Source organism: Proteus mirabilis HI4320 (assembly GCF_000069965.1).
GTDB classification, from domain to species: Bacteria; Pseudomonadota; Gammaproteobacteria; order Enterobacterales; family Enterobacteriaceae; genus Proteus; species Proteus mirabilis.
This window is the reverse complement of the sequence record NC_010554.1, coordinates 2,298,888-2,318,842: the sequence shown is the minus strand read 5'-3', so window position 1 is coordinate 2,318,842 and position 19,955 is coordinate 2,298,888. Positions and strand designations below refer to the sequence as shown.

Genomic DNA, 19,955 nt, shown 5'->3' with positions numbered 1-19,955 from the left:
TGAGGGAAACCATGGAATATTTAAGCTATCAAACCGCTGAACTTGAGCAGTTAAACGCATTTTGGACAGCGAAAGAAATTGACCAGCAACCAGAGTGCTGGAAAAAAACATGGCTATCAATTCGAGAAAAACGTGCTGATATTGAGTCTTTTTTAGAAAAAGCATTGGAGGCATCAAATAGCAGAATAATTCTTACGGGAGCTGGAACATCCGCGTTTGCCGGTAGAGCGTTAGCACCTATTTTGACGGGAGCTATAAAACGTCGTGTTGATGCTATTGCCACAACGGATTTAGTCGCTGATCCTCAAGAATATTTAGCCGAAGATATCCCTACATTACTGATTTCTTTTGCTCGTTCAGGGAATAGCCCCGAAAGTGTGGCTGCGTTAGATATTGCAAAGAAGTGCTTATCGCAATGTTACCACTTAGTTTTAACCTGTAACCCTCAGGGCCAGCTTTATCAATATTGCCAAAATAGTCATAAGGCATTGGCGTTATTAATGCCGGAAGAGTCAAACGATCGCTCATTAGCAATGACATCAAGTTTTTCTTCAATGATGATGGCGGCGGTCACTATCTTTTTAGGCGATAGTGTATTTACTGATGCTATTGCGCCGTTTTTTAGTGATTACAAAGCGCAATTTGACAAAGCAAATAAAATTATCCGCCATCAATACGCAGGAAAATTCAAACGCGTTATTTATCTTGGTAGCGGAGGATTACAAGGGCTAGCACAAGAAGCCGCATTAAAAATGTTAGAGCTGACGGCGGGTAAAGTCGTAGCCAATTTTGATACCCCATTAGGCTTTCGACACGGGCCTAAATCCATCGTAAATAAAGAAACCCTTGTGGTGATGTTTTTCTCTAATGATCCTTATACACGTCAATACGAGACAGATTTATTACGAGAGGTTATTCACGATAATGCATCAGGCAAGGTGATCGCGATCACCGCACGAAATGATAAAACTTTTTCACCAGAGAGTTTTGTTTATATTCCAGCGTTAGAGAACTGTTCAGATGTGGCGCTATTGTTCCCTTATTTGATGTTGGCGCAATCATTTGCATTTCACAGTTCTATTGCACTAGGGAATACGCCTGATAATCCATCTCCAACCGGAGAAATCAATCGAGTTGTACAAGGCGTCACAATTTATCCGTTCTCACTTAAAACAGAAGACACACAGTCTGCTTTAAATTAATAAAATATAATAAGAGAGCTAGTTATGAACACACCTAATATTGTCTGGACCCGCATTGATGAACGTTTACTTCATGGACAAATCCGCATTACATGGGGTAAACATACGGAAGCAAACCTAATTTTAGTCGCTAATGATGATGCTGCTGAAGGTCCCAATGCTGCATTTATGCAGGCGGGAATGAAAGCATCTGCTGGCGGCGAATATGCGGTTCGCTTTTTCTCTATTCAAAAAACTATTGATGTTATTAGCAAAGCATCTCCTCGTCAGAAAATTTTTGTTCTGTGTAATAACCCAACTGATGTAGCCCGTTTAGTTGAAGGTGGCGTGCCTATTACTCATTGTAATGTTGGCAATATGCATTTTCATGAAGGTAAACGTCAAATTGCGAAAACAGTCTCTATCGATGAAAAAGATCTTAGTGCTTTTAAGCGTCTTATCGAAAAAGGGGTTACTTGCACAGTCCAAAACACACCAGATCAAACTCCTGTTGATGTACTAACACTCGCATCAGCCTGATTATTTCCTGATCAAGAAAACCTGCTATAGGCAGGTTTGAGGATAATTTATGATTTTTGAAGCTTCTTTAGTGGCTTTATGGGCCTTCTTTTGCGGTATCGATAAGTACGACGTGGCATTAAATATCCATCGACCATTAATTACAGGGCCCGTTGTCGGTCTGATTATGGGAGATATGCAAGTAGGATTAATTGCAGGTGCTACCTTAGAACTTGCATGGTTAGGGCTTGTACCTAATGCCGGAGCTCAGCCACCAGATGTGACATTAGGCACCATTGCAGCAGTTGCTTTTGCGGTAATGACAAAACAATCACCGGAAGTTGCAATGGGAATAGGTATGCCTATTGCTGTTTTAATGCAGATGTTGGTGATTGGTTTCTTTGCTATGACTGCATTTACCATGGGTAAAGCGGATCGATATGCAGAAAAGGCTGACGGTGCGGGGATCTCTCGCTTGCTGATTATTACACTTATTGTCCGTTCACTCCTTTATGCTTTAGTCGCTTTTGTTACTGTTTATTTTGGTGAACATGCTGCTCAATGGATTGATGAGAACACGCCAAAAGTCTTATTAGAAGGATTAGGTATTGGGGCGAAAATGGTACCCGCAATTGGTTTTGCAATGCTTCTAAAAATTATGTGGTCAAAAGAAGTGGCCGGTGTGTTCTTTATTGGTTTCGTGATGACAACCTATCTCAAACTCCCAATTATGGCCGTCGCTATTTTAGGCGCATCAGCCGCCGCACTCTACTTCTTCTTTAGTGGTAACAATAAAAATTCAAGTCAGCAGAATGAGGATTTCGAAGATGGTATCTGATAACAGCACCGCATTGAAAACGCAGGATAAACCAGAAACAGGTTCTTTGATTGATGGCATTGATGAGTATCAAGATACTGCTGTCAGAAAAGTTATTACTAAAGGCATACTTTGGAAGTGTGCATTCCGTGGCTTATTTATGGAAGGTAACTTCAACTTTGAACGTATGCAAGGTGGTGGATTTGCTTTCTCAATTATTCCAGCATTGAAGAAAATTCACGGCAATAATAAACGCGATTATGCAACATCGTTGAAAAACCATCTGCAATTTTTTAATGCCAGTCCAAAGCTGTTTACCTTTTTATTAGGAACGGCGGTGGCAATGGAAGAGAACAAAGAAAAGCCATCGACTGTTAATGTGATGAAAGTGGCAGGAATGGGGCCGACTGGGGGTATTGGCGATGCTATCGACCATATGACCTTAATGCCTTTGACCTTAGCATTAGGTGCTTCTATTGCAATGGAAGGCTCGATTGCAGGACCTTTCGTTTTCTTCTTCTTGTATCAAATTGTGCATTTTTTAGTGTATTTCGGACTGATGTTTATGGGCTATCGCGCAGGTACTGCGGCAATGGTCAATATGAGCGATGCCACTGAAAAATTAGCGAAAGCGGCAAATATTATGGGGATCTTTGTTATTGGTGCGCTCTCGGCGACCTTTATCAAAGTGCAAACCACCGCCTCGCTGGAACTTGGCGGAAAAGTCGTTGAATTACAAACAGCCCTCTTCGACAAAATTATGCCGAATTTACTGCCACTGTGCTTAGTTTTCTTAATGTACAAAATGGTGAAAAGTACCGGTTTTTGGGGTAAGCCACCGGTATTGATTTTTTCAACCCTAGCATTTGGCGTTATTGGGCATGTATTAGGATTCTTATAAAAAAGAGATGCCCTAATTGTCGACACTGTTAATCGAAATACATTATTAACTTGCTACAAACGGGTAGTAGAGCTATCTGCTACTCGCAAGGAGTTACTCATGATAGGTCTTATTGTCTCAGGACATCTTAATTTTGCTACAGGTATGGCATCCGCTGTAAAGGCGATTGCTGGTGAGCAAGAAAATATCGCGTTTATTGATTTTATTGAGTCAATTTCTCCGGATGAGCTTGAACAAAAAATGCGTGAAGCGATTAACGCTATGTCATGCCAGCAATATCTCTTCTTAACAGATTTACCTGGCGGTACCCCCTGTAATCGCGCAATGGCAATCATGATGCAAAATCCCTCTGTTGAGGTGTTAGCTGGGGTTAATTTACCCATGATTGTAAATGCGGCATTTGAACGGGAAGGGTGTTCAACGACGGAATTGGTGCAAACGCTACGCGAAATTGGTCAAGACAGCATTCAAGATATTCGAGAGCAATTGGCACAAATAGATAGTCATGATGTTGAAGAAGAAGACGGCTTATGAATCAGCGATATGCCATTTTAGCAGATAGAACCTTTACACCTGAAGGTATCCGTTATCTCTGCTATGTCCATGTTAATGGTGAAAATATTGAATCAATCACCACACAAGCACCAACAGATTGCCCAGTTATTCGCTTAAAAGGAAAATCATTATTACCCGGTTTTGTGGATATCCATATTCATGGTCGTGAAGGGGCTGATGTGATGGATGCAACGCAACAAGGACTACAAACTATAGCCGATGCGCTGGTTAAAACAGGGGTTGTGGCTTGGGTTGCAACGACTGTCACAGCACCGATGGAGGATATCCGTCATGCGCTATTACAAGTCCGTGAGTTTGTATCAAAACCTCAAGCAACAGGTGCGTTGTTACTCGGTAGCTTTTTAGAAGGCCCTTATTTTACAGAACGCCATCGTGGTTCACACCCTGTGAAATATCTCAAAGCGCCGACCATCTGTGAATTAGAAACATTACTCGACAGTGCTGGGGGATCGCTATTGCGTGTTGCTGTTGCACCTGAAGCTGAAGGTGCGATGAATGCGATTGATTGGTTGGTCAGCCGAGGAATTAAACCAAGTGTGGCACATACAGCAGCAACTTATGAACAAGCTTCACGAGCTTTTTCACACGGTGCTGATTGTGGTGTGCATCTGTATAACGGCATGACCGGGCTTCATCATCGTGAGCCGGGATGTTGTGGTGCAGTGTTATATCACAGTGTATTAGCTGAACTTATTGCTGATGGTATCCATGTTCACCCTGTAATGATGCAACTGGCATATCGCATGAAAGGATATCAACAGATTGCCCTAATTACAGATTGTATGCGAGCGGGAGGTTTAGCTGATGGTGATTACACATTAGGTGCTCAAACGGTCACCGTCACCAATGGACAGGCAAAAACTGCCGATGGGTCGCTAGCTGGTAGCACTTGCAGTCTTGATAGTGCGTTAAGAAACATGGTGCAACTTGCACATATTCCTGAGTGGGAAGCAGTTCAAATGGCATCGGCGATCCCCGCTGAATATCTCGGCATAGGGGATAAATTGGGTTATATCAAAGCAGGTCAACAAGCCAGCTTTGCCGTGGTGGATGAGTGTTTTCATCTTACCGATACATTCATCAGAGGAAATCATATTTACTCTGTATCCGGGGATAATGCATAACCTTTTCGTTATGCTCCCATCAGTAAAAATGAGGTATTTATAATGGAAATTCGTCAGCCAATTCATAGTGAACATGCTAAAAGGCTTGATACAGAAGGACTTCGTAAAGAGTTCCTGATTGAGAACCTATTCTGTGAAGGGGAAATGAATCTCACTTATAGCCATATAGATCGGATTATTGTTGGGGGAGTTGTCCCAACAACTCAACCTTTAGCATTAATGGCGGGTAAAGCACTTGGTGTTGATTTCTTCTTAGAAAGACGTGAATTAGGGGCTATTAATATTGGTGGTGCGGGTAAAGTTATTATAGACGGTGAGGTATTTGAAATTGGCCCTCGTGAAGCCATTTATATTGGTATGGGAGCCAAATCTGTTGAATTCACCAGTGATTCTGTAGAGACACCGGCGCGTTTTTATATTAACTGTGCACCAGCACATCACACTTATCCTACTCGCAAAATTACTCAACAGCAGGCCTCACCTGAAAAGTTAGGTAATGCAGAAAATTGTAACGTTCGTACGATTTATAAGTTTTTACATCCTTCAGTGTTACCAACATGTCAATTATCCATGGGGATGACAGTGCTTGAGCCGGGTAGCTTGTGGAACACAATGCCATGTCATACTCATGAACGTCGTATGGAAGTATATCTTTATTTCGATATGAAAGATGACAATGTGGTTTTCCATTATATGGGAGAGCCAACTGAAACTCGTCATTTAGTGGTACGCAACGAACAAGCTGTCATTAGTCCTAGTTGGTCAATTCATTCTGGCGTAGGAAGCGCATCTTATACCTTTATTTGGGGAATGGTGGGTGAAAACCAGGTATTCCACGATATGGATCATGTTGCTATGAAAGATCTGAAATAACAGATAATTAATTACATTTTATTCTTTATTCCTACAAAAAAAAGTGTGGCAATTATTGCCACACTTCTAGAGGTTTTAATCATGAATTTATTTGATTTAACAGGCAAAGTTGCCATTGTTACTGGGTGTAATACAGGCTTAGGGCAAGGAATGGCAATAGGTTTAGCACAAGCCGGTGCGGATATTGTTGGCGTGGGTATTCAAGATGCTCCTGAAACGCGTCAAAAAGTCGAAGCGTTAGGCCGTCGTTTTCATTACATCACGCAAAATTTAATCCAACAAGATGGATTAGATGCTTTAGTGGATGAGGCTGTTAAGGTGATGGGACGTATTGATATTTTAGTGAATAATGCCGGTATTATTCGCCGTGAAGATCTTTTGCAATTTAGTGAAAAAGATTGGGATGATGTGATTAATATTAACCAAAAGACACTGTTTTTCTTATCGCAAAAAGTGGCTCGCCAGTTTGTCAAACAAGGCGAAGGTGGCAAGATAATCAACATCGCGTCAATGCTTTCTTATCAAGGAGGTATCCGAGTTCCTTCTTATACGGCAAGTAAATCCGCGGTAATGGGATTAACACGAGCATTAGCGACGGAATTATCACAATATAATATTAATGTAAATGCAATTGCTCCTGGCTATATGGCAACCGATAACACCGCTGCACTTCGTGCTGATGAAGCGCGTAATGCTGCTATTTTAGAGCGTATTCCTGCGGGGCGTTGGGGAACACCTGAAGATGTCGCAGGTCCTGCCATATTTTTAGCCTCTAAAGCTAGTGATTATATCAATGGATATACCATTGCGGTTGATGGTGGTTGGTTAGCTCGATAATCTTATGGAGAACTAGGATGGAACACGCTAATACAGAGGCTTTACAAAGAGATCTCGTGTTACAAAATATGAAACGGGTTTATCGTTATCAATCTGCTCATCAAGTTCGTAGTGTTCGTCGCCGTAGTGGTAAAACTCGTTTTATTAAAGATACAGATTGGGAACGCGGTGTTTTATGGACCTGTGTAAGTGCGGCATGGCAAGCGACACAAGATAAAGAGTACCTTAATGGTGTGTTAAATTACACCTTACATACTGGATTTAGAACAGGTCCTAATGCACGTTTTGCGGATGATCATGTTTGCGCTCAAGCTTATTTGGCGATAAGTCCTTTGTTTGAACAATCTGAAATTCTTGAACCGACGATTAAAGCGTTTGATATCATGCTAAATGATCCAAAACCAGGGCGTGAAGACTGGTGGTGGTGCGATGCTCTTTTTATGGCACCTCCTGGTTTTGCTGCTTTGGCTGAAATTATTAGCGAACGACGTTATTTGGATTATATGCATACCGCTTATTGGGATGCTATTGAACATTTACGTGATGCTGAAACTGGACTTATTTTCCGCGATCACCGCTATATTCCTGATGGTCAGGGAAATGAAATGCGTGAAGCTAATGGTGAAAAAGTATTTTGGAGTCGCGGTATTGGTTGGGTTTTGGCTTCTATTCCTCGCATTCTTCAATATATGCCTGATGATTATCATGAGCGCGATCGTTATATAACACTGTTTAAACAATTAGCGCGTTCTATCCTAGATTACCAACATGAAGATGGTTTTTGGCGCACCAGTTTATTAGATCCTGATAATTTCCCTGCACCTGAAAGTTCAGCTACGGCGCTTTTTTGTTATGGACTTGCATGGGGAATAAATCAGGGTGAATTAAATAAAGAAGAATATTTTCCCGCATTACATAGAGCGTGGTCAGCATTACAATCCTGTATTCATGATAATGGCATGATTGGTTGGGTACAACTTCCGGCATTTAATCCGCGAGAGGTAAAGTTTGAGCATAATATGGATTATGGCGCTGGAGCATACTTATTAGCGGGTAGTGAAGTATTAAAAATGACGTTAAATAATTAGCTCTTTATATTAATAATTGGTAATTTAATACCTATTCCTTTTAATTTGTTTCTAACTAATATATTGGCTAAAATAAAAGTCGACTTTTTCATTTCCTCTTGCGTTCCGATAAAAATGGAGGCAGAATCAAACTGTGTGTTTTTGAGTCCGCCTCGGTTAATATACAGTATATTTTCCGGGGCTTTTCTCTTTCTGGTATTGGCACAATGCTTGAACCAGATTGATCCAAGCACCCGGCGCAGAGCATAACAAATTATTAAAATGAGACAACAGATTTATTATCAATAATAAATGAAGATATGATTATTTATTATTTAAATAAAGTAATTGATTCGTTAAGTTGAGTTATAAATAAAAGAAGAGGTAACATAAAATTGTTACCTCTTCTTATAAATTAGGGTGCTTAGATTAAAACACAACAATCGAATTAGGAAATTGTGGGGGATAACTCCCCCACAAGATTAATACTCAATTAGTGAAGTATTAACCTGAACCATTAAATACTCCTTATTAGCGGGGAATAAACAACAGGCTTCTGCTCTAATAATAGATTACTCGGTGTTATCATGGCGACCATTATTAGCCCGATTAAAGAATATTTTTTCATTTCCTCTTGCGCTCCGATAAGAATGGAGGCAGAATCAAATTGTCTATGTTTGAGTCCGCCTCGGTTAATATACTGTATATTTTCCGGGGCTTTTCTCTTTCTGGTATTGGCATAATGCTTGAACCAGATTGATCCAAGCACCCGGCGCAGAGCATAACAAATTATTAAAATGAGACAACAGATTTATTATCAATAATAAATGAAGATATGATTTATTATTATTTAAATAAAATAATTGATTCGCTAAATTGATTTATAAATAAAAAGAGTCTCGATGTTTTATATCGAGACTCTTTAATTTAAAAGTTACGACTTTTACTTAATTAAATAAACTGTTATTGGTATTGCTTGTATAGTCGTTGTTGTAATTAGCGTATTATTATTTTGATATCTAATATTAACACCTAATTGTGGTGTGGCTAATTTCCAAATCCCTTTTACAGTAACTGTACTACTTATTGGTTGAGGATCGGCTGTAAGCCATTGGCGAGAATAAACACTCACTTCAACCTGGTTACCCTTATTATCAATTTGGTCAGCTTCAATACCCTGATATAAATTTAAATCAGGATTAACAATACTTAGCGTTAATTGTTGTTTTTGTTTTTTTACCATTACCATAGTGGGGGAATCACTTGATAATAATAAAGCTTGAGATGAATTGACTTCGGTGGCATTAAAAAAAGCATATCCCTCTTCTTGCGTGATTTTATCTTTTACTGCATGAAGTTGATTATTATGCTGCAATACGGTGTATTCAGGCGCTTTATTATCTTGTGCTTCTATGGCTATTGCATATTCATAATTTGCATTTTTAGGGGCTTTACCGTGAGAGATAACGGCTGTTGCAAACAATTGTTCTGTTTGCTGTGAATTTCTGTCATCAACAGAGTATTGTTTTTGATAACTAAATTCTACCGTTTGCCCTTTAGCTAATTTATACAAGTTACCCGCCGGATCAATTAATGTATCGGCATTATTTAAGGTTAATTGAGTACCGAGTTGGTTCACTTTTTTACCATTAATTATAATTGATTGTAACTTAGGAACAGCAAACTGGAACAGTGTCGTTTCTGTTGTATGTTGTTTATCGTTATTTTCAATACCAGAGCCTAATGCGATCACTCTATTATCAAATAAGAAATAGGATTTATTCGCTCTTAGACTTTGTTGTTGATATTTACTGTGACCATGTAATTTCATGGCAAACATACTGTTATTATTTAGTGTATTGGCACCAGAATAACGTTGTGTTGAAAGCAACATTTCTTCTATGCCTGCACTTGGCAATTGGCTTAGTTTTGCTTCTAGTTCATCATAAGGAAGGTGGATCGTAGTCGTTCCTGGATATCGATTCCAATCCCAACCTGCATGACTAAAACCAGATTTAGTTAAATCCGCAGGAATAATTTCAAGTTGCCCATATTGCAAGTAACGACCATAACGGTTGTTATTCTCATAACTTTCATTACCCACTAAATAACGACTAAAACCACGAGCGATAGCAAGCCAGCTTTGCTGTGGCGCTGTTATTGATGCTCTACGCTGGATTGCCATTGAAGCATAATTCATTGCCCATGCACCTACCGGTTCATTTTCTGCTTTAATACCTTCAAAGCTATCTTTGTTTGCTAATTTTGCATAAGCGGCTGCTAATGTAGTATCTAGCTCTTGTTTACCATCGGGCGTACCTGCAAGAGCCATCCATTTGAAGGGATCAATACTTATTTTATGTAACCCCGTAGGATGTCTGCCACTTAATACCAGAGGAATTTGTGTTTCTTTGGTATAGATACGCATTTTTAATAATACATCTTTTAAGCGTGCATGTGCTGGTGATGAAAGACGAAAAGGGGAATGACTTAAGGCATAAACACTAGGCGCTAAGCCACCAAATGCATCTTTGGCATAAGCTGGATAATGTTGTGAATGGTGAAAAATAGAGCCATCAGATTTAAAGCCACCAGCGACACCTTTAGAACTAAGAATGGTTTTGTTTAGCCAACTTTGCAATTGTGCTAAGGCTTGTTGGCGCTGTTGATAATCTGGCAACATCAATAAACTTTTTATCATCCACTGTAATTGGGTATTGAGAATATCGACATTTGCATCAACGATTTCATTATCTTTTTCAAATATGCGCCCTGTTGCGTTATACCACATCATGGCTTGTTGTGTCGGTGCTAACAGATTATGTTTTGCTAGAATATGGCGACCAATAAACCATGCATCAAAAAGCTCTCTTGTTTGATAACCTACGTGAGTAATAATTTGGTAACCACTCCCCCGTGTGAAACCTTGTTCAAGAACGTAACGAGTGCCTAATAAATAGAGCGTTTCTAATTTTTTTCTATCGATTGCTGATAAGGAGTGACTACGCAAGTAAATCGCTGTTTGAAGAAGCGTTTTGCCTACATCTCTTAGCATGTTGGCATCAAGTAATGCTTTTTGGGTTTCTTCACTAAAGACCCCCTCGACTTTGATAAAATTCTGGCGATTAGGATGATCAAGGGCTTTTGCGGTTATTGAGCCATCAGCATGTTGTTCTAAGGCTAATTTTTTCCATAATGCTAAATTTTTGTCGATCATTTCAGCGGTGATTTTTTTATCACGACTGACACCTTGATAGTATTCAAAACGTTGATAAATAGATGCCACTTCAGGCTGATCATCGCGAAACTCAGTCGCAAAATTTAATGTAGGATAATGCGCTGTGAACATTTGATCGTACATCAATAATGCACTCCAATTTTTACTCACCATTGTATTTACTGCATTATTAACATATGGAATTTGATAGTCAGGAATAGGCCAACGATTATCTAAAGGTACGCTCATAATTATTTGATCAAAAAAAAGCGTACCTGCTTGATCTGGTGCAGTAATGACTAATTTATCTAATTTGCCTGTTGCTGAGCCTTTCATATCACGAAAAGGAACTGCAATACCTCGCCAACCTGTGAAATTCAGTTCCGTTTTAAAACTTAATGCTACTTGATTATTTTGTTTAAATTGTAATGTAAGGGGCGTTGACTGTGGTTTTTCATTGTAAATCCACATCATAAAAGTGAGTGGTGTTGCTGTATTTTTATCATCTTGATAATTAACTTCATTATTAAGTGTTAATGTTGATTGGGGTTGATACTGCCATTTGAGTGACTGTACGCCATCTTTAGCATGCTCTTTACTTAGTGATAGCTGATGGTCATTTGAGGTGCTCAAGGTATTTGGCATTTCATCTTCAAAAAGATAAAGATCGCCAAAAGGTTCATGAGAAAGAGAAGGTAATGCTTGTGCGGGTAAGGATAAGCAGAAACTTAGTGTAATCGCATAAGCTAAAGAATTTTTTATTAGCATAATCAGATTTCCTGCAAAATAAAAAAGGAACGCGAATGCGCTCCTTTAAAGGTTTAATCAAGAGAGAGGAGAGAGTTTAATTTCTTGTGGAATGCCAAAGTAACTGGTGAAAATAAGTTCGGTATTATCCCCAGAAACGTTATATTTTACCTCACTGTCTTGAGCTGTGGGTTGCCATTTCCCTTTCACTGTCACATTAATGGTGACGGGGGTTGCCGCTTTTTGGCGAGTCATATTTAAATCAGGTGTTACAGCACTCACCGTCAGTATATTTCCTTCCTGATGTGTCATAACGATGGACGGCTTATCGACTTTTTTGATCCATTTATCGTCAATGACTGCTGGTTGATAAAATGCATAACCTGTTATTTGACTGAGTTTATCGTAAATAATATGTACATCTTTATCTTTACGAATAACTTGGTATAACCCATTGTTAGCACGGAATTTCTCGGCTAATTGCGCCATTTTTTCCGGTGTTGCATCTAAGAAAACCATGTACTCATAACTATGATCTTTGGGTTGAATACCGTGGTCGATCCATGCGGAGCTAAAATTTCCTTGCGTGGGTTGACGATTTTTATTTTCAGCCGAAGTCTGGTGTTGGCGGCTGACATTCACTTTTTCTGCTTGAGTAATTAAATAACCGTTACCATTACTATCGATTATCCAATCTCCTTGTTTTAGCGTAGTTTGATAAGGAAAACCTTCTATTTTTTGGCCATTAATCCAAATAGTGTTTAACTCAGGCGTAATAGCATGTTGGAATAACGTTGTTTCCACAGGGTGATCTTTATCGCTGCTATTAATATTGCTACCGACAAAAATTAAATGGTTATCCGCCGCTAAGACGGTTTTTTTAGCGGTAAAGTTAGCATCAAAACGCGCAAGATTAGCGGGATAAAGAAGATCAAACGCCATCATGCCATATTTTCCTTCAAGGGCTGATGTGCCGCTAAATCCTCGCTCACCTCGTTGCATCAAGGTGTGTGGGTTAGGGCTATCAAGTTCTTTAAGCGGAAGATGAATGGTTGTGGCGCCAGGCATTCTATTCCAATCCCAGCCTTCTTGCTGATAGCCTTGTGAAAGTTGAGAGCCATTGCGAACGATTTGAGCAACACCATGACTTTGATAACGGCCATAACGGTTATCTTTATTGTAAATTTCAGATGACCATACATTGGTATTATAGGCTTTTAATGTCACCATTTTGTCTTGCCAACGGTGAATACCAAAGGCACCACCGTTAAAGGCATAGAACCCTTGAGGAAGGGACGCTGGCGTTATCTCTTCACCAAAAATAGTGGGAGATTCATTTCGCGATTTACCACTAATTGCTAAATAAATAGATGCTAACTGTTTATCTGGCGCTGGTTGGGCAGACATCGCGAGCCAATAGTAACCTTGTGCTATAGATTGTAGGGAAGGTGAGTTAAAGGGGTGTCTTCCCGCTAAAGGTAAGCCAACTTCAGGATTACTATAGATCCATGCTGAAATCATTGCCTTTTTTAGGTTATTCCAGCCACTTTCACCTACAGCAAAAGGTGTTTCTCGTAATAAATAAATCAGCTGTGAGGCATTTTTAAATGCTGGGAAAGAGTAGCCGGGATAATTACCTTCATGTCGCCATGCCGTACCATCAGGACGCAAACCGTCTTTACTCCCCGGTGGTACTTGAGTTAAGGCACCAGTGATATAATGACTAAAAGAATTGACTAAGTTAATACGTTTTTGATCATCGGGTTCAAGTAATAATAGCGCTAAATGTTGACGAGATAAGGTATTAAAATAGTCTAAATCAGAGCTATTTGCGCCAACTTTCATATCAAAACTACTTTTAAATTCTCGTGAATACCAAAGTAGAGAATCATAGACTTCTGTCTGTAGATTAGCTTCTTTTAGTGCATCAGCCATTAATAATGTAGAGATATACCACCAACGTGAACTATATCCCCAGTGGTGAGTGGTTACTAGGGCACTACCTTTGACAAATCCTTGATCTAATAGATGCTTGGTCATCAAGAGGTACATCTGTTTTAGCTGTTCTTTTTGTGTTGGATCTTTTTCGAGCACATAAGCACGGCTAATATTAAACATTAATGTGGTGTAGTTACCAAGAATGACGTAATTATCAAAAAGTTGCTTGTCTTGAGAATTAAGCTGTTCTGGCTGATAGATGATAGTTTGTTTATCGGTGATAAGATGTCGACCTTGCATTCCTCCATCCGAAAGAGGGCGAATATTCAGTGCCTCAAAATCCGTTTTTAGCTTGCTGATATTCTCTTCTAAAGCAAGATTCGTCTCTTTTTCACCACCAACAAATTCATTGATAAGACGTTGGCGAATAAGATCTATCGCAGCTAAATTTTCTGGTGTTACAGGTAATTGAGGTTGTACGGTGTGAAATTCAATTTCCGGCTCTGATAATCGTGTTTTTATTTGATAATCAGACCATTGGTAACGGGCGTCATCAATAGAAAACATAATACGGTCGATATAAATTTCACCCTGACTGATATTAGAAGGGGCTTTAAAACGAATGCTGTCAACATTCGCACCTAAAGAGCGACCAATACTATCTTGAGTACCATCGGATGATGTATTTGTTGCATTTAAAGTCATCTCACGATTTTCAAGATCGTTATTTAAAGAGATACCAATAGCACGCCAGCCAGTGAAATTTAGTTTTACTTTAAAGCCAGCTTGGGCTTCGCTGGTGGCATTGAGCTTTTCCCCTAAATCAACAGTGAGATAACCATCAATAGGTTTTTCGTTGTAAAGCCAAAATGATAAAACAGGTGTAGAAGCGCGTCCCCATGCTTTAGAGGCTTCTTTATCTGTGGGAACTATAAGCTTTTTATGTAAAGTAAAACTACTGCCACCTTTCCATTGCCATAAAAGGGATTGGTTTCCCATAATGCTACGTTTATCAGATAAAGTTAGTGTTGAATTTTTATCTGATGAAAAATCAGCTAATGGATCACTTTGTGCAAAATGATAGATTTCTGATTGCATAAGATGATTGGGATCAAATGCAGGATTGCTGGTAGCAGCAATAACATGATAGGGGGTTGATAATAACCCCAATGTCATTGCAAGCGCAGTAAAACGAAATATCGGCATTATATTTTCTCCTTAGAAACGCTGGCTAACAGTAAAGCCGATACGCCCTTCATTGAATTTGTCATAACGCTGATATCCCATTGTTGTACCTAAATTTAACGATTGGGTAATATCAAGGTTTGCACCTAATTCAGCACTAATGATGTCACCACCAACGGTATTTCCTTTAATATCGAAGGTGCTTCCTCCAGTATTAAAATAGGTAAGGCTGTGGCGTTGATTAATATCGTTATTACCTGCAATATCTTTGATATAACGAAGGTTAAGAGAAGGGGTTAATTTGCCATAAGAGGTTTGGTAGTCATTCCATAAAGCAACAGAGCCACCTAATTGATTAACTGCGTAGCGTTGGCCATAAGTACGCATAGATAATGTAGAGCCTGTTTCTTCCCAAGAATCAATATTGAGCCATTGATATTGGTAAGTTAGCATCGGTTTAATATGGATAAAATCAAAATCCAAATAGGTGCCAGCGTTAATCTGATAGCCTAATTGCACACCAGAGTAGTCACCTTTTGCTTTGGTATTTCCTTGCCATCCCGTATTACCACCAATATCCCTCTCACTATCGACAGTGTAATAACCAATATTTAAATTACCGTTTAAGAATAATGTATCACTATACCAACCGGCATAAGGCATAAATTCAAAATGGCTAATTTCTTTGCTTGCATTACGTTGTTTAGCATCGGCTTTAGCGTAGTTATATGCTAAAGAAATGCCAATTAGCGCATCTTGATTTATTTCATAATCAGTACCGATTTGAATACCAGTGCGATAAGTATTGTAGCCGTTAATTCCACCTTGTTGACTTTGCGTACCATAACCGTACAGAATATTTGCCCAGCTATTCCAACCTATTTCTCTTTCTTCAATGGGGAGCTGATTATCATAGCGTAAGTAGCGATGAGCAATATTGTTGCGCATATCTTCAACCATGATTAATCCTGCTTGAATATCACTACCATCAGCAATGGGCGCCAGATCATTTGATAGTGCAGCAATATTATTATCATTATTACCAGCGGCGACTAATAAACTTAATGCTTCATCTGAAATTTGGCTACGTGTATTATTAAATTCATTTAATACTGTTGGAATAATAAAATTAGCTGCTGCTAATCCATTCTCTGTGACATTGCCACGTTCAGCAGCGCTAATAAAATTATCCCCCCCTTCGTAGCTAATACCATAACGCGCAATTAATTGATTACCACTGACACCACCGCTAATATTTGGTGGTGTCGTTTCTAACCATGAATCGGTTTTTTCTAATAAAGGTGAAATATCTGGCGCTATGGCATTTGCATCAGTCACTGTAATGCCCGCTTCATCTTTAATTGCCGAGTCTGAAGCAATTAATACAATATCTTTATTAATGATGTTATCAACACTGGTGCCTTTAAAATCAAGTTTTGCTTGGCTACCTTTTTTAAAGGTGACATCGCCGGTAACATGTAAGATAGTTTCATCAGTATTGGTATTATCATCAAGGCGGAAAATAAGCTGGCTATTTTCCTTATTCATGAAGTTACCTTCCCATTGAATGGTTTTATCTTTACCTTGGATAGTTAAATTGCCATGGTTTTCAATTAAAGGAACACCGGTAATTTTATAGCCGTCAAATAATGCATTTTGTGCTCCTCCCTGATAAGCAAAATTGATTTTGGTATCCACATGATTATTCCCTAAAATATCACCGTGGATCTCGCCATTAACATCACTTCTAAAGCCTGTTTTTAAAGTGCTAAAATCAATCGCTGCGGTTTTTCCTCTGATAATAGCGCCATCTCGGATATAAACACCTGTTCCTCGTTTAGGAAAGTTACCTTCAACTAATATTGCTGTACCATTTTCACTAGTAACGTTAGCGCCATTTAAATTAATATTACTACTAAAAGTAGCTCCCTGATTTATTTTAATTGCATTTGCTCCATTACCAGTAACAGTAATATTTTTTGTAATTGCTTGAGCTTTATATTCTGTTGATGAGCCATTAAATACTACACCGTCACCTTGTGATACATTAACATCTTTATTTATTTGCGCTGTATCGCCATTATTAATGTTTACGGTTTCACAAATGGTTAAAGTACTATCGCAATCAGCCGCTACGGCTGAGCCATATATAGCTGAAAGGACAGCAGCACTTAAAAATAACAAATTTTTATTTTTCATGAGATATAACCTTATGACTATTATATGGTTTTAATTATTAGAAAGTTGCTCTTACCGATACTTTAAAATAATCTTGAGTTGACTTGCTGCCGTTATTTTTATTCTCAACACGCTCATTATAATATTCTGTCATAACACGCCATTGAGGAGATATTTGGTAAGCCATTTGTAAGGTATAACGAGTCATATCTTTATCGATATATTCACCTTTATTTGTTCTGTCTTCTATTTTTCCAAAAATAGACTTACGCATTGAGGGCGAAATAATAACACCGATAGGTGTCGTCCAGTTTACATACATACGTAATTGCTGATTGTGATTTGTTTCTTTTGTATCATACTCTTCATGTCTTATTGCTTGTTTTCCACCATCAAAATAAGCCACTGTTGTATTTAGATTCGGGGTGATAAAGTAGCGAATACCGGGTTCAATTTCCCAACCTAAATAATCCGTATTAGTGACGCCATTACTTCGTTTGTCCTCTTTTTTTTGTAATCCAAACAAAACACTACCGGTTAAAACCCAGTCTTTATTAATAGGAAATTGATAATTTGTTTTTGATTCATAAAAGTCGATAGTTAAACGGCTACCATTATCATAGTTAGTTAAATCTTGACGTATTTTTAATCCTGGTTGTATCCAACCATTATTTAATTTAAAACGATAACTACCTTGTAAATCATAACGCTGATAACGATTTTTATTGTCATGTTCACGCTGACGAAAACCGACGTCAAAATACCAGTTCGATTTGTCTGGATTAATATTAAAATCAACACGATAACCAGAATAGTTATTCGATGTATCATAATCAGCAGATTCCCACGAGAACATCGCATTAACTGTTGCTGCGTGAGAATGAAAAGAAGTTAAAGCTAAGCCAAAAAGAGGTAAGAAAAGCACAATACGAAGTTTGTTCATGGTCTATATCCAATTCTTTATTCGCTTTTATTTATATCTATTTTTAGATGTAGGACGTCTTCCTTTTATTTTATTAAAAGGATTTTTATATTAGCGAATTAGGTTTATATATAGCGCCATAAGGTTATGGCGCAGATGTTTTTATTATTTTTCTTCACATATTGATATTTTTTTATTTAATTTATTCGTTGTCGCTGTAATAAATTCAGTCGCTCTCCAAGAATCTCCTGTTTTTTCTAACCAAGGGGTTAATTCTTCTTTAATTAATTTATCAATTAAAGGCATATTATCTTTGGCAATATTTTTCATTTGATATGGATCGTTCACATTGTCATATAAAGTATATTTTAATGGTTGCCCATCTTGCCTATCTATCACCAAAGTATGAGTTTTTGTTCTTACACCTCGTTTACCGAATGAAGGTTCACCATAAGGAATAAAAAGATAAAGCTGAGAGTTTGCTGTGTCGCCTTTGCCTGTGATGACTCTATCTGCAAGATCTGTGCCTTCTACTGAATCAGGGATCCATTCCGATAAACCAAGTAACCCTAAAATAGTTGGGTAAATATCAGGTGCTGACATTAATGCATCATCAAAACCTGGTTTGATTTTACCCGGTAAGCGAAACATCATAGGGACACGCATCGATTCTTCATACGGATTATTTTTTGTTGCTTGTCCATTTGATCCTAAGCAACTGCCATGATCAGAGAAGAAAACGACGAGAGTATTATCTGCAAGGCCCTGTTTTTCTAATTCATCGACAATGCGACCAAATTGCTCATCAACACCGTTGACCATTGCCATATATTCTTTGAAATATTGAGGCCCATAACCTTCTTGATATTCACTGTCCCACTGTACATTAGGGCGTGTATTTAACTCTTTTGATGTCTTACCTTGATAAGCATCGAGGTATTTTTTCGGTACTTGATCATAAGGAGAGTGAGGTGGGTTCATTGAAACCACTAATGCAAATGGTTTTGAATTATCTCTAAATTGATTATTTTCATTTTTGAGGAACTTGATTGCCATATCGGCTTCATGTTCAGGCCCCCATTGATCGATATAAATCGGTTTATCACGAGGTGTATCGTTTGCCCAATACATCGGTTTCAAGTGTAAGTCATAAGTACCATAAGAATACCAAAAATCAAAACCATGACGCCTATCTGGAGCAGCCCATTCATTCCAATAACGACCTTCCATTGGATTATTGTAACTTTCAATAAAAGGCTCATAGGGAGCATCAAGGTGCCATTTGCCAATATACCCAGTGCTATAATCTAAGGATTTAAGTACGTCAGACCAGCATTTTGCGTAAGGAGACAAGTCAATACCTACTTTTCCACCGTAATCATGGGCATTACCTGTGATACCATTACGCACAGGGTACTGACCCGTCATAAACATGCCTCGAAAAGGGGAGCATAGAGGGTAATTTGATGCCATTTGTGTCATTACTTTGGCTTGTTTGGCAAATTTATTAAGATTTGGTGTAATCGATGGATCTTCCCCCATAAACTGTAGAGCATGGGCTCGCATTTCATCAGGAAAAACAATTAATAAGTTAGGTGCATTTTCTGGTCGAGTGCGTTTGCTTGCTGTAAAGTCACCTGAAGTAGCAAGAGCAGGTGTAGAAACAGAGATTGCAGCCCCACTGGCGGCAAGACCTTTGATAAAAGTTCTACGGGAAACAGTCATTGCTTCCTCCTATTTTACGTTTGCTTTCGAATTGGTGGTGTTTATCTTATTTATACTTTTATGTAAGATCAAAAAGTAAGTTAACGAAAGATCTAGAATTGAAGGAGAGATCACAGAATGGTGTCAAATTGTAAGCAATTTGATAGAG

The 19,955-nt window shown here is 38.6% G+C and carries 14 protein-coding genes; 9 read left to right on the top strand and 5 right to left on the bottom strand.

All coding sequences use genetic code 11. The features are described from left to right. Window positions 1-11: 11 nt before the first annotated feature. From PMI_RS10540 to PMI_RS10500, 9 genes are all read left to right on the top strand, one after another. Window positions 12-1,202, top strand: coding sequence for an SIS domain-containing protein (locus tag PMI_RS10540; RefSeq protein ID WP_004244212.1), 1,191 nt, complete (start codon window positions 12-14; stop codon window positions 1,200-1,202). Between the two features lie 24 nt (window positions 1,203-1,226). Next, window positions 1,227-1,721, top strand: coding sequence for a PTS N-acetylgalactosamine transporter subunit IIB (agaV, locus tag PMI_RS10535; RefSeq protein ID WP_004244211.1), 495 nt, complete (start codon window positions 1,227-1,229; stop codon window positions 1,719-1,721). A gap of 49 nt (window positions 1,722-1,770) precedes the next feature. Beyond that, a complete protein-coding gene (agaW, locus tag PMI_RS10530; protein ID WP_004244210.1) occupies window positions 1,771-2,538 on the top strand; it encodes a PTS N-acetylgalactosamine transporter subunit IIC in 768 nt (255 codons plus the stop codon). Further along, on the top strand, window positions 2,528-3,418 hold the full coding sequence (locus PMI_RS10525; protein ID WP_004244207.1) for a PTS system mannose/fructose/sorbose family transporter subunit IID: 891 nt from the start codon (window positions 2,528-2,530) through the stop codon (window positions 3,416-3,418). The genes agaW and PMI_RS10525 overlap by 11 nt, the downstream gene beginning before the upstream one ends. Window positions 3,419-3,517: 99 nt before the next feature. Beyond that, window positions 3,518-3,952, top strand: coding sequence for a PTS galactosamine/N-acetylgalactosamine transporter subunit IIA (gene agaF, locus PMI_RS10520; protein WP_004244205.1), 435 nt, complete (start codon window positions 3,518-3,520; stop codon window positions 3,950-3,952). Beyond that, window positions 3,949-5,118 carry an N-acetylglucosamine-6-phosphate deacetylase gene (nagA, locus tag PMI_RS10515; protein WP_004248614.1) on the top strand — a complete coding sequence of 390 codons (1,170 nt, stop codon included), beginning with the start codon at window positions 3,949-3,951 and terminating at the stop codon, window positions 5,116-5,118. The genes agaF and nagA overlap by 4 nt, the downstream gene beginning before the upstream one ends. Window positions 5,119-5,160: 42 nt before the next feature. Further along, window positions 5,161-5,991, top strand: coding sequence for a 5-dehydro-4-deoxy-D-glucuronate isomerase (gene kduI, locus PMI_RS10510; RefSeq protein WP_004244203.1), 831 nt, complete (start codon window positions 5,161-5,163; stop codon window positions 5,989-5,991). A gap of 81 nt (window positions 5,992-6,072) precedes the next feature. Further along, a complete protein-coding gene (gene kduD / locus PMI_RS10505) occupies window positions 6,073-6,828 on the top strand; it encodes a 2-dehydro-3-deoxy-D-gluconate 5-dehydrogenase KduD (RefSeq protein ID WP_004248613.1) in 756 nt (251 codons plus the stop codon). Window positions 6,829-6,845: 17 nt separating this feature from the next. Further along, window positions 6,846-7,916: a glycoside hydrolase family 88/105 protein gene (locus tag PMI_RS10500; RefSeq protein ID WP_004244200.1), complete on the top strand. Its 1,071-nt coding sequence runs from the start codon at window positions 6,846-6,848 to the stop codon at window positions 7,914-7,916. Between the two features lie 922 nt (window positions 7,917-8,838). On the opposite strand, the gene PMI_RS10490 is transcribed toward PMI_RS10500, so the two are convergent. The 5 genes from PMI_RS10490 to PMI_RS10470 form a co-directional block, all read right to left on the bottom strand. Further along, entirely contained in the window at window positions 8,839-11,880 is a 3,042-nt protein-coding gene (locus PMI_RS10490; RefSeq protein ID WP_004250316.1) for a chondroitinase family polysaccharide lyase, read from the bottom strand. A gap of 57 nt (window positions 11,881-11,937) precedes the next feature. Next, entirely contained in the window at window positions 11,938-15,003 is a 3,066-nt protein-coding gene (locus tag PMI_RS10485) for a chondroitinase family polysaccharide lyase (protein ID WP_012368258.1), read from the bottom strand. Between the two features lie 12 nt (window positions 15,004-15,015). Continuing rightward, the gene (locus PMI_RS10480) at window positions 15,016-17,181 is read right to left on the bottom strand and encodes an autotransporter family protein (protein WP_012368257.1); all 2,166 of its coding nucleotides are present in this window, start codon (window positions 17,179-17,181) and stop codon (window positions 15,016-15,018) included. A 37-nt stretch (window positions 17,182-17,218) separates the two neighbouring features. Continuing rightward, window positions 17,219-18,103, bottom strand: coding sequence for an OmpG porin family protein (locus tag PMI_RS10475; RefSeq protein ID WP_004244192.1), 885 nt, complete (start codon window positions 18,101-18,103; stop codon window positions 17,219-17,221). A gap of 144 nt (window positions 18,104-18,247) precedes the next feature. After that, window positions 18,248-19,807, bottom strand: a complete 1,560-nt coding sequence (locus PMI_RS10470; RefSeq protein ID WP_004244191.1) for a sulfatase-like hydrolase/transferase — start codon at window positions 19,805-19,807, stop codon at window positions 18,248-18,250. Window positions 19,808-19,955 lie beyond the last annotated feature (148 nt).

Bases quoted from the DNA above. Each gene is read 5' to 3' on its own strand.
- PMI_RS10540 (WP_004244212.1), top strand. From the start codon at position 12: ATGGAATATTTAAGCTATCAAACCGCTGAACTTGAGCAGTTAAACGCA.
- kduD (WP_004248613.1), top strand. From the start codon at position 6,073: ATGAATTTATTTGATTTAACAGGCAAAGTTGCCATTGTTACTGGGTGT.
- agaF (WP_004244205.1), top strand. From the start codon at position 3,518: ATGATAGGTCTTATTGTCTCAGGACATCTTAATTTTGCTACAGGTATG.
- PMI_RS10490 (WP_004250316.1), bottom strand. From the start codon at position 11,880: ATGCTAATAAAAAATTCTTTAGCTTATGCGATTACACTAAGTTTCTGC.
- nagA (WP_004248614.1), top strand. From the start codon at position 3,949: ATGAATCAGCGATATGCCATTTTAGCAGATAGAACCTTTACACCTGAA.
- PMI_RS10500 (WP_004244200.1), top strand. From the start codon at position 6,846: ATGGAACACGCTAATACAGAGGCTTTACAAAGAGATCTCGTGTTACAA.
- agaV (WP_004244211.1), top strand. From the start codon at position 1,227: ATGAACACACCTAATATTGTCTGGACCCGCATTGATGAACGTTTACTT.
- PMI_RS10525 (WP_004244207.1), top strand. From the start codon at position 2,528: ATGGTATCTGATAACAGCACCGCATTGAAAACGCAGGATAAACCAGAA.
- PMI_RS10470 (WP_004244191.1), bottom strand. From the start codon at position 19,807: ATGACTGTTTCCCGTAGAACTTTTATCAAAGGTCTTGCCGCCAGTGGG.
- PMI_RS10485 (WP_012368258.1), bottom strand. From the start codon at position 15,003: ATGCCGATATTTCGTTTTACTGCGCTTGCAATGACATTGGGGTTATTA.
- kduI (WP_004244203.1), top strand. From the start codon at position 5,161: ATGGAAATTCGTCAGCCAATTCATAGTGAACATGCTAAAAGGCTTGAT.
- PMI_RS10475 (WP_004244192.1), bottom strand. From the start codon at position 18,103: ATGAACAAACTTCGTATTGTGCTTTTCTTACCTCTTTTTGGCTTAGCT.
- PMI_RS10480 (WP_012368257.1), bottom strand. From the start codon at position 17,181: ATGAAAAATAAAAATTTGTTATTTTTAAGTGCTGCTGTCCTTTCAGCT.
- agaW (WP_004244210.1), top strand. From the start codon at position 1,771: ATGATTTTTGAAGCTTCTTTAGTGGCTTTATGGGCCTTCTTTTGCGGT.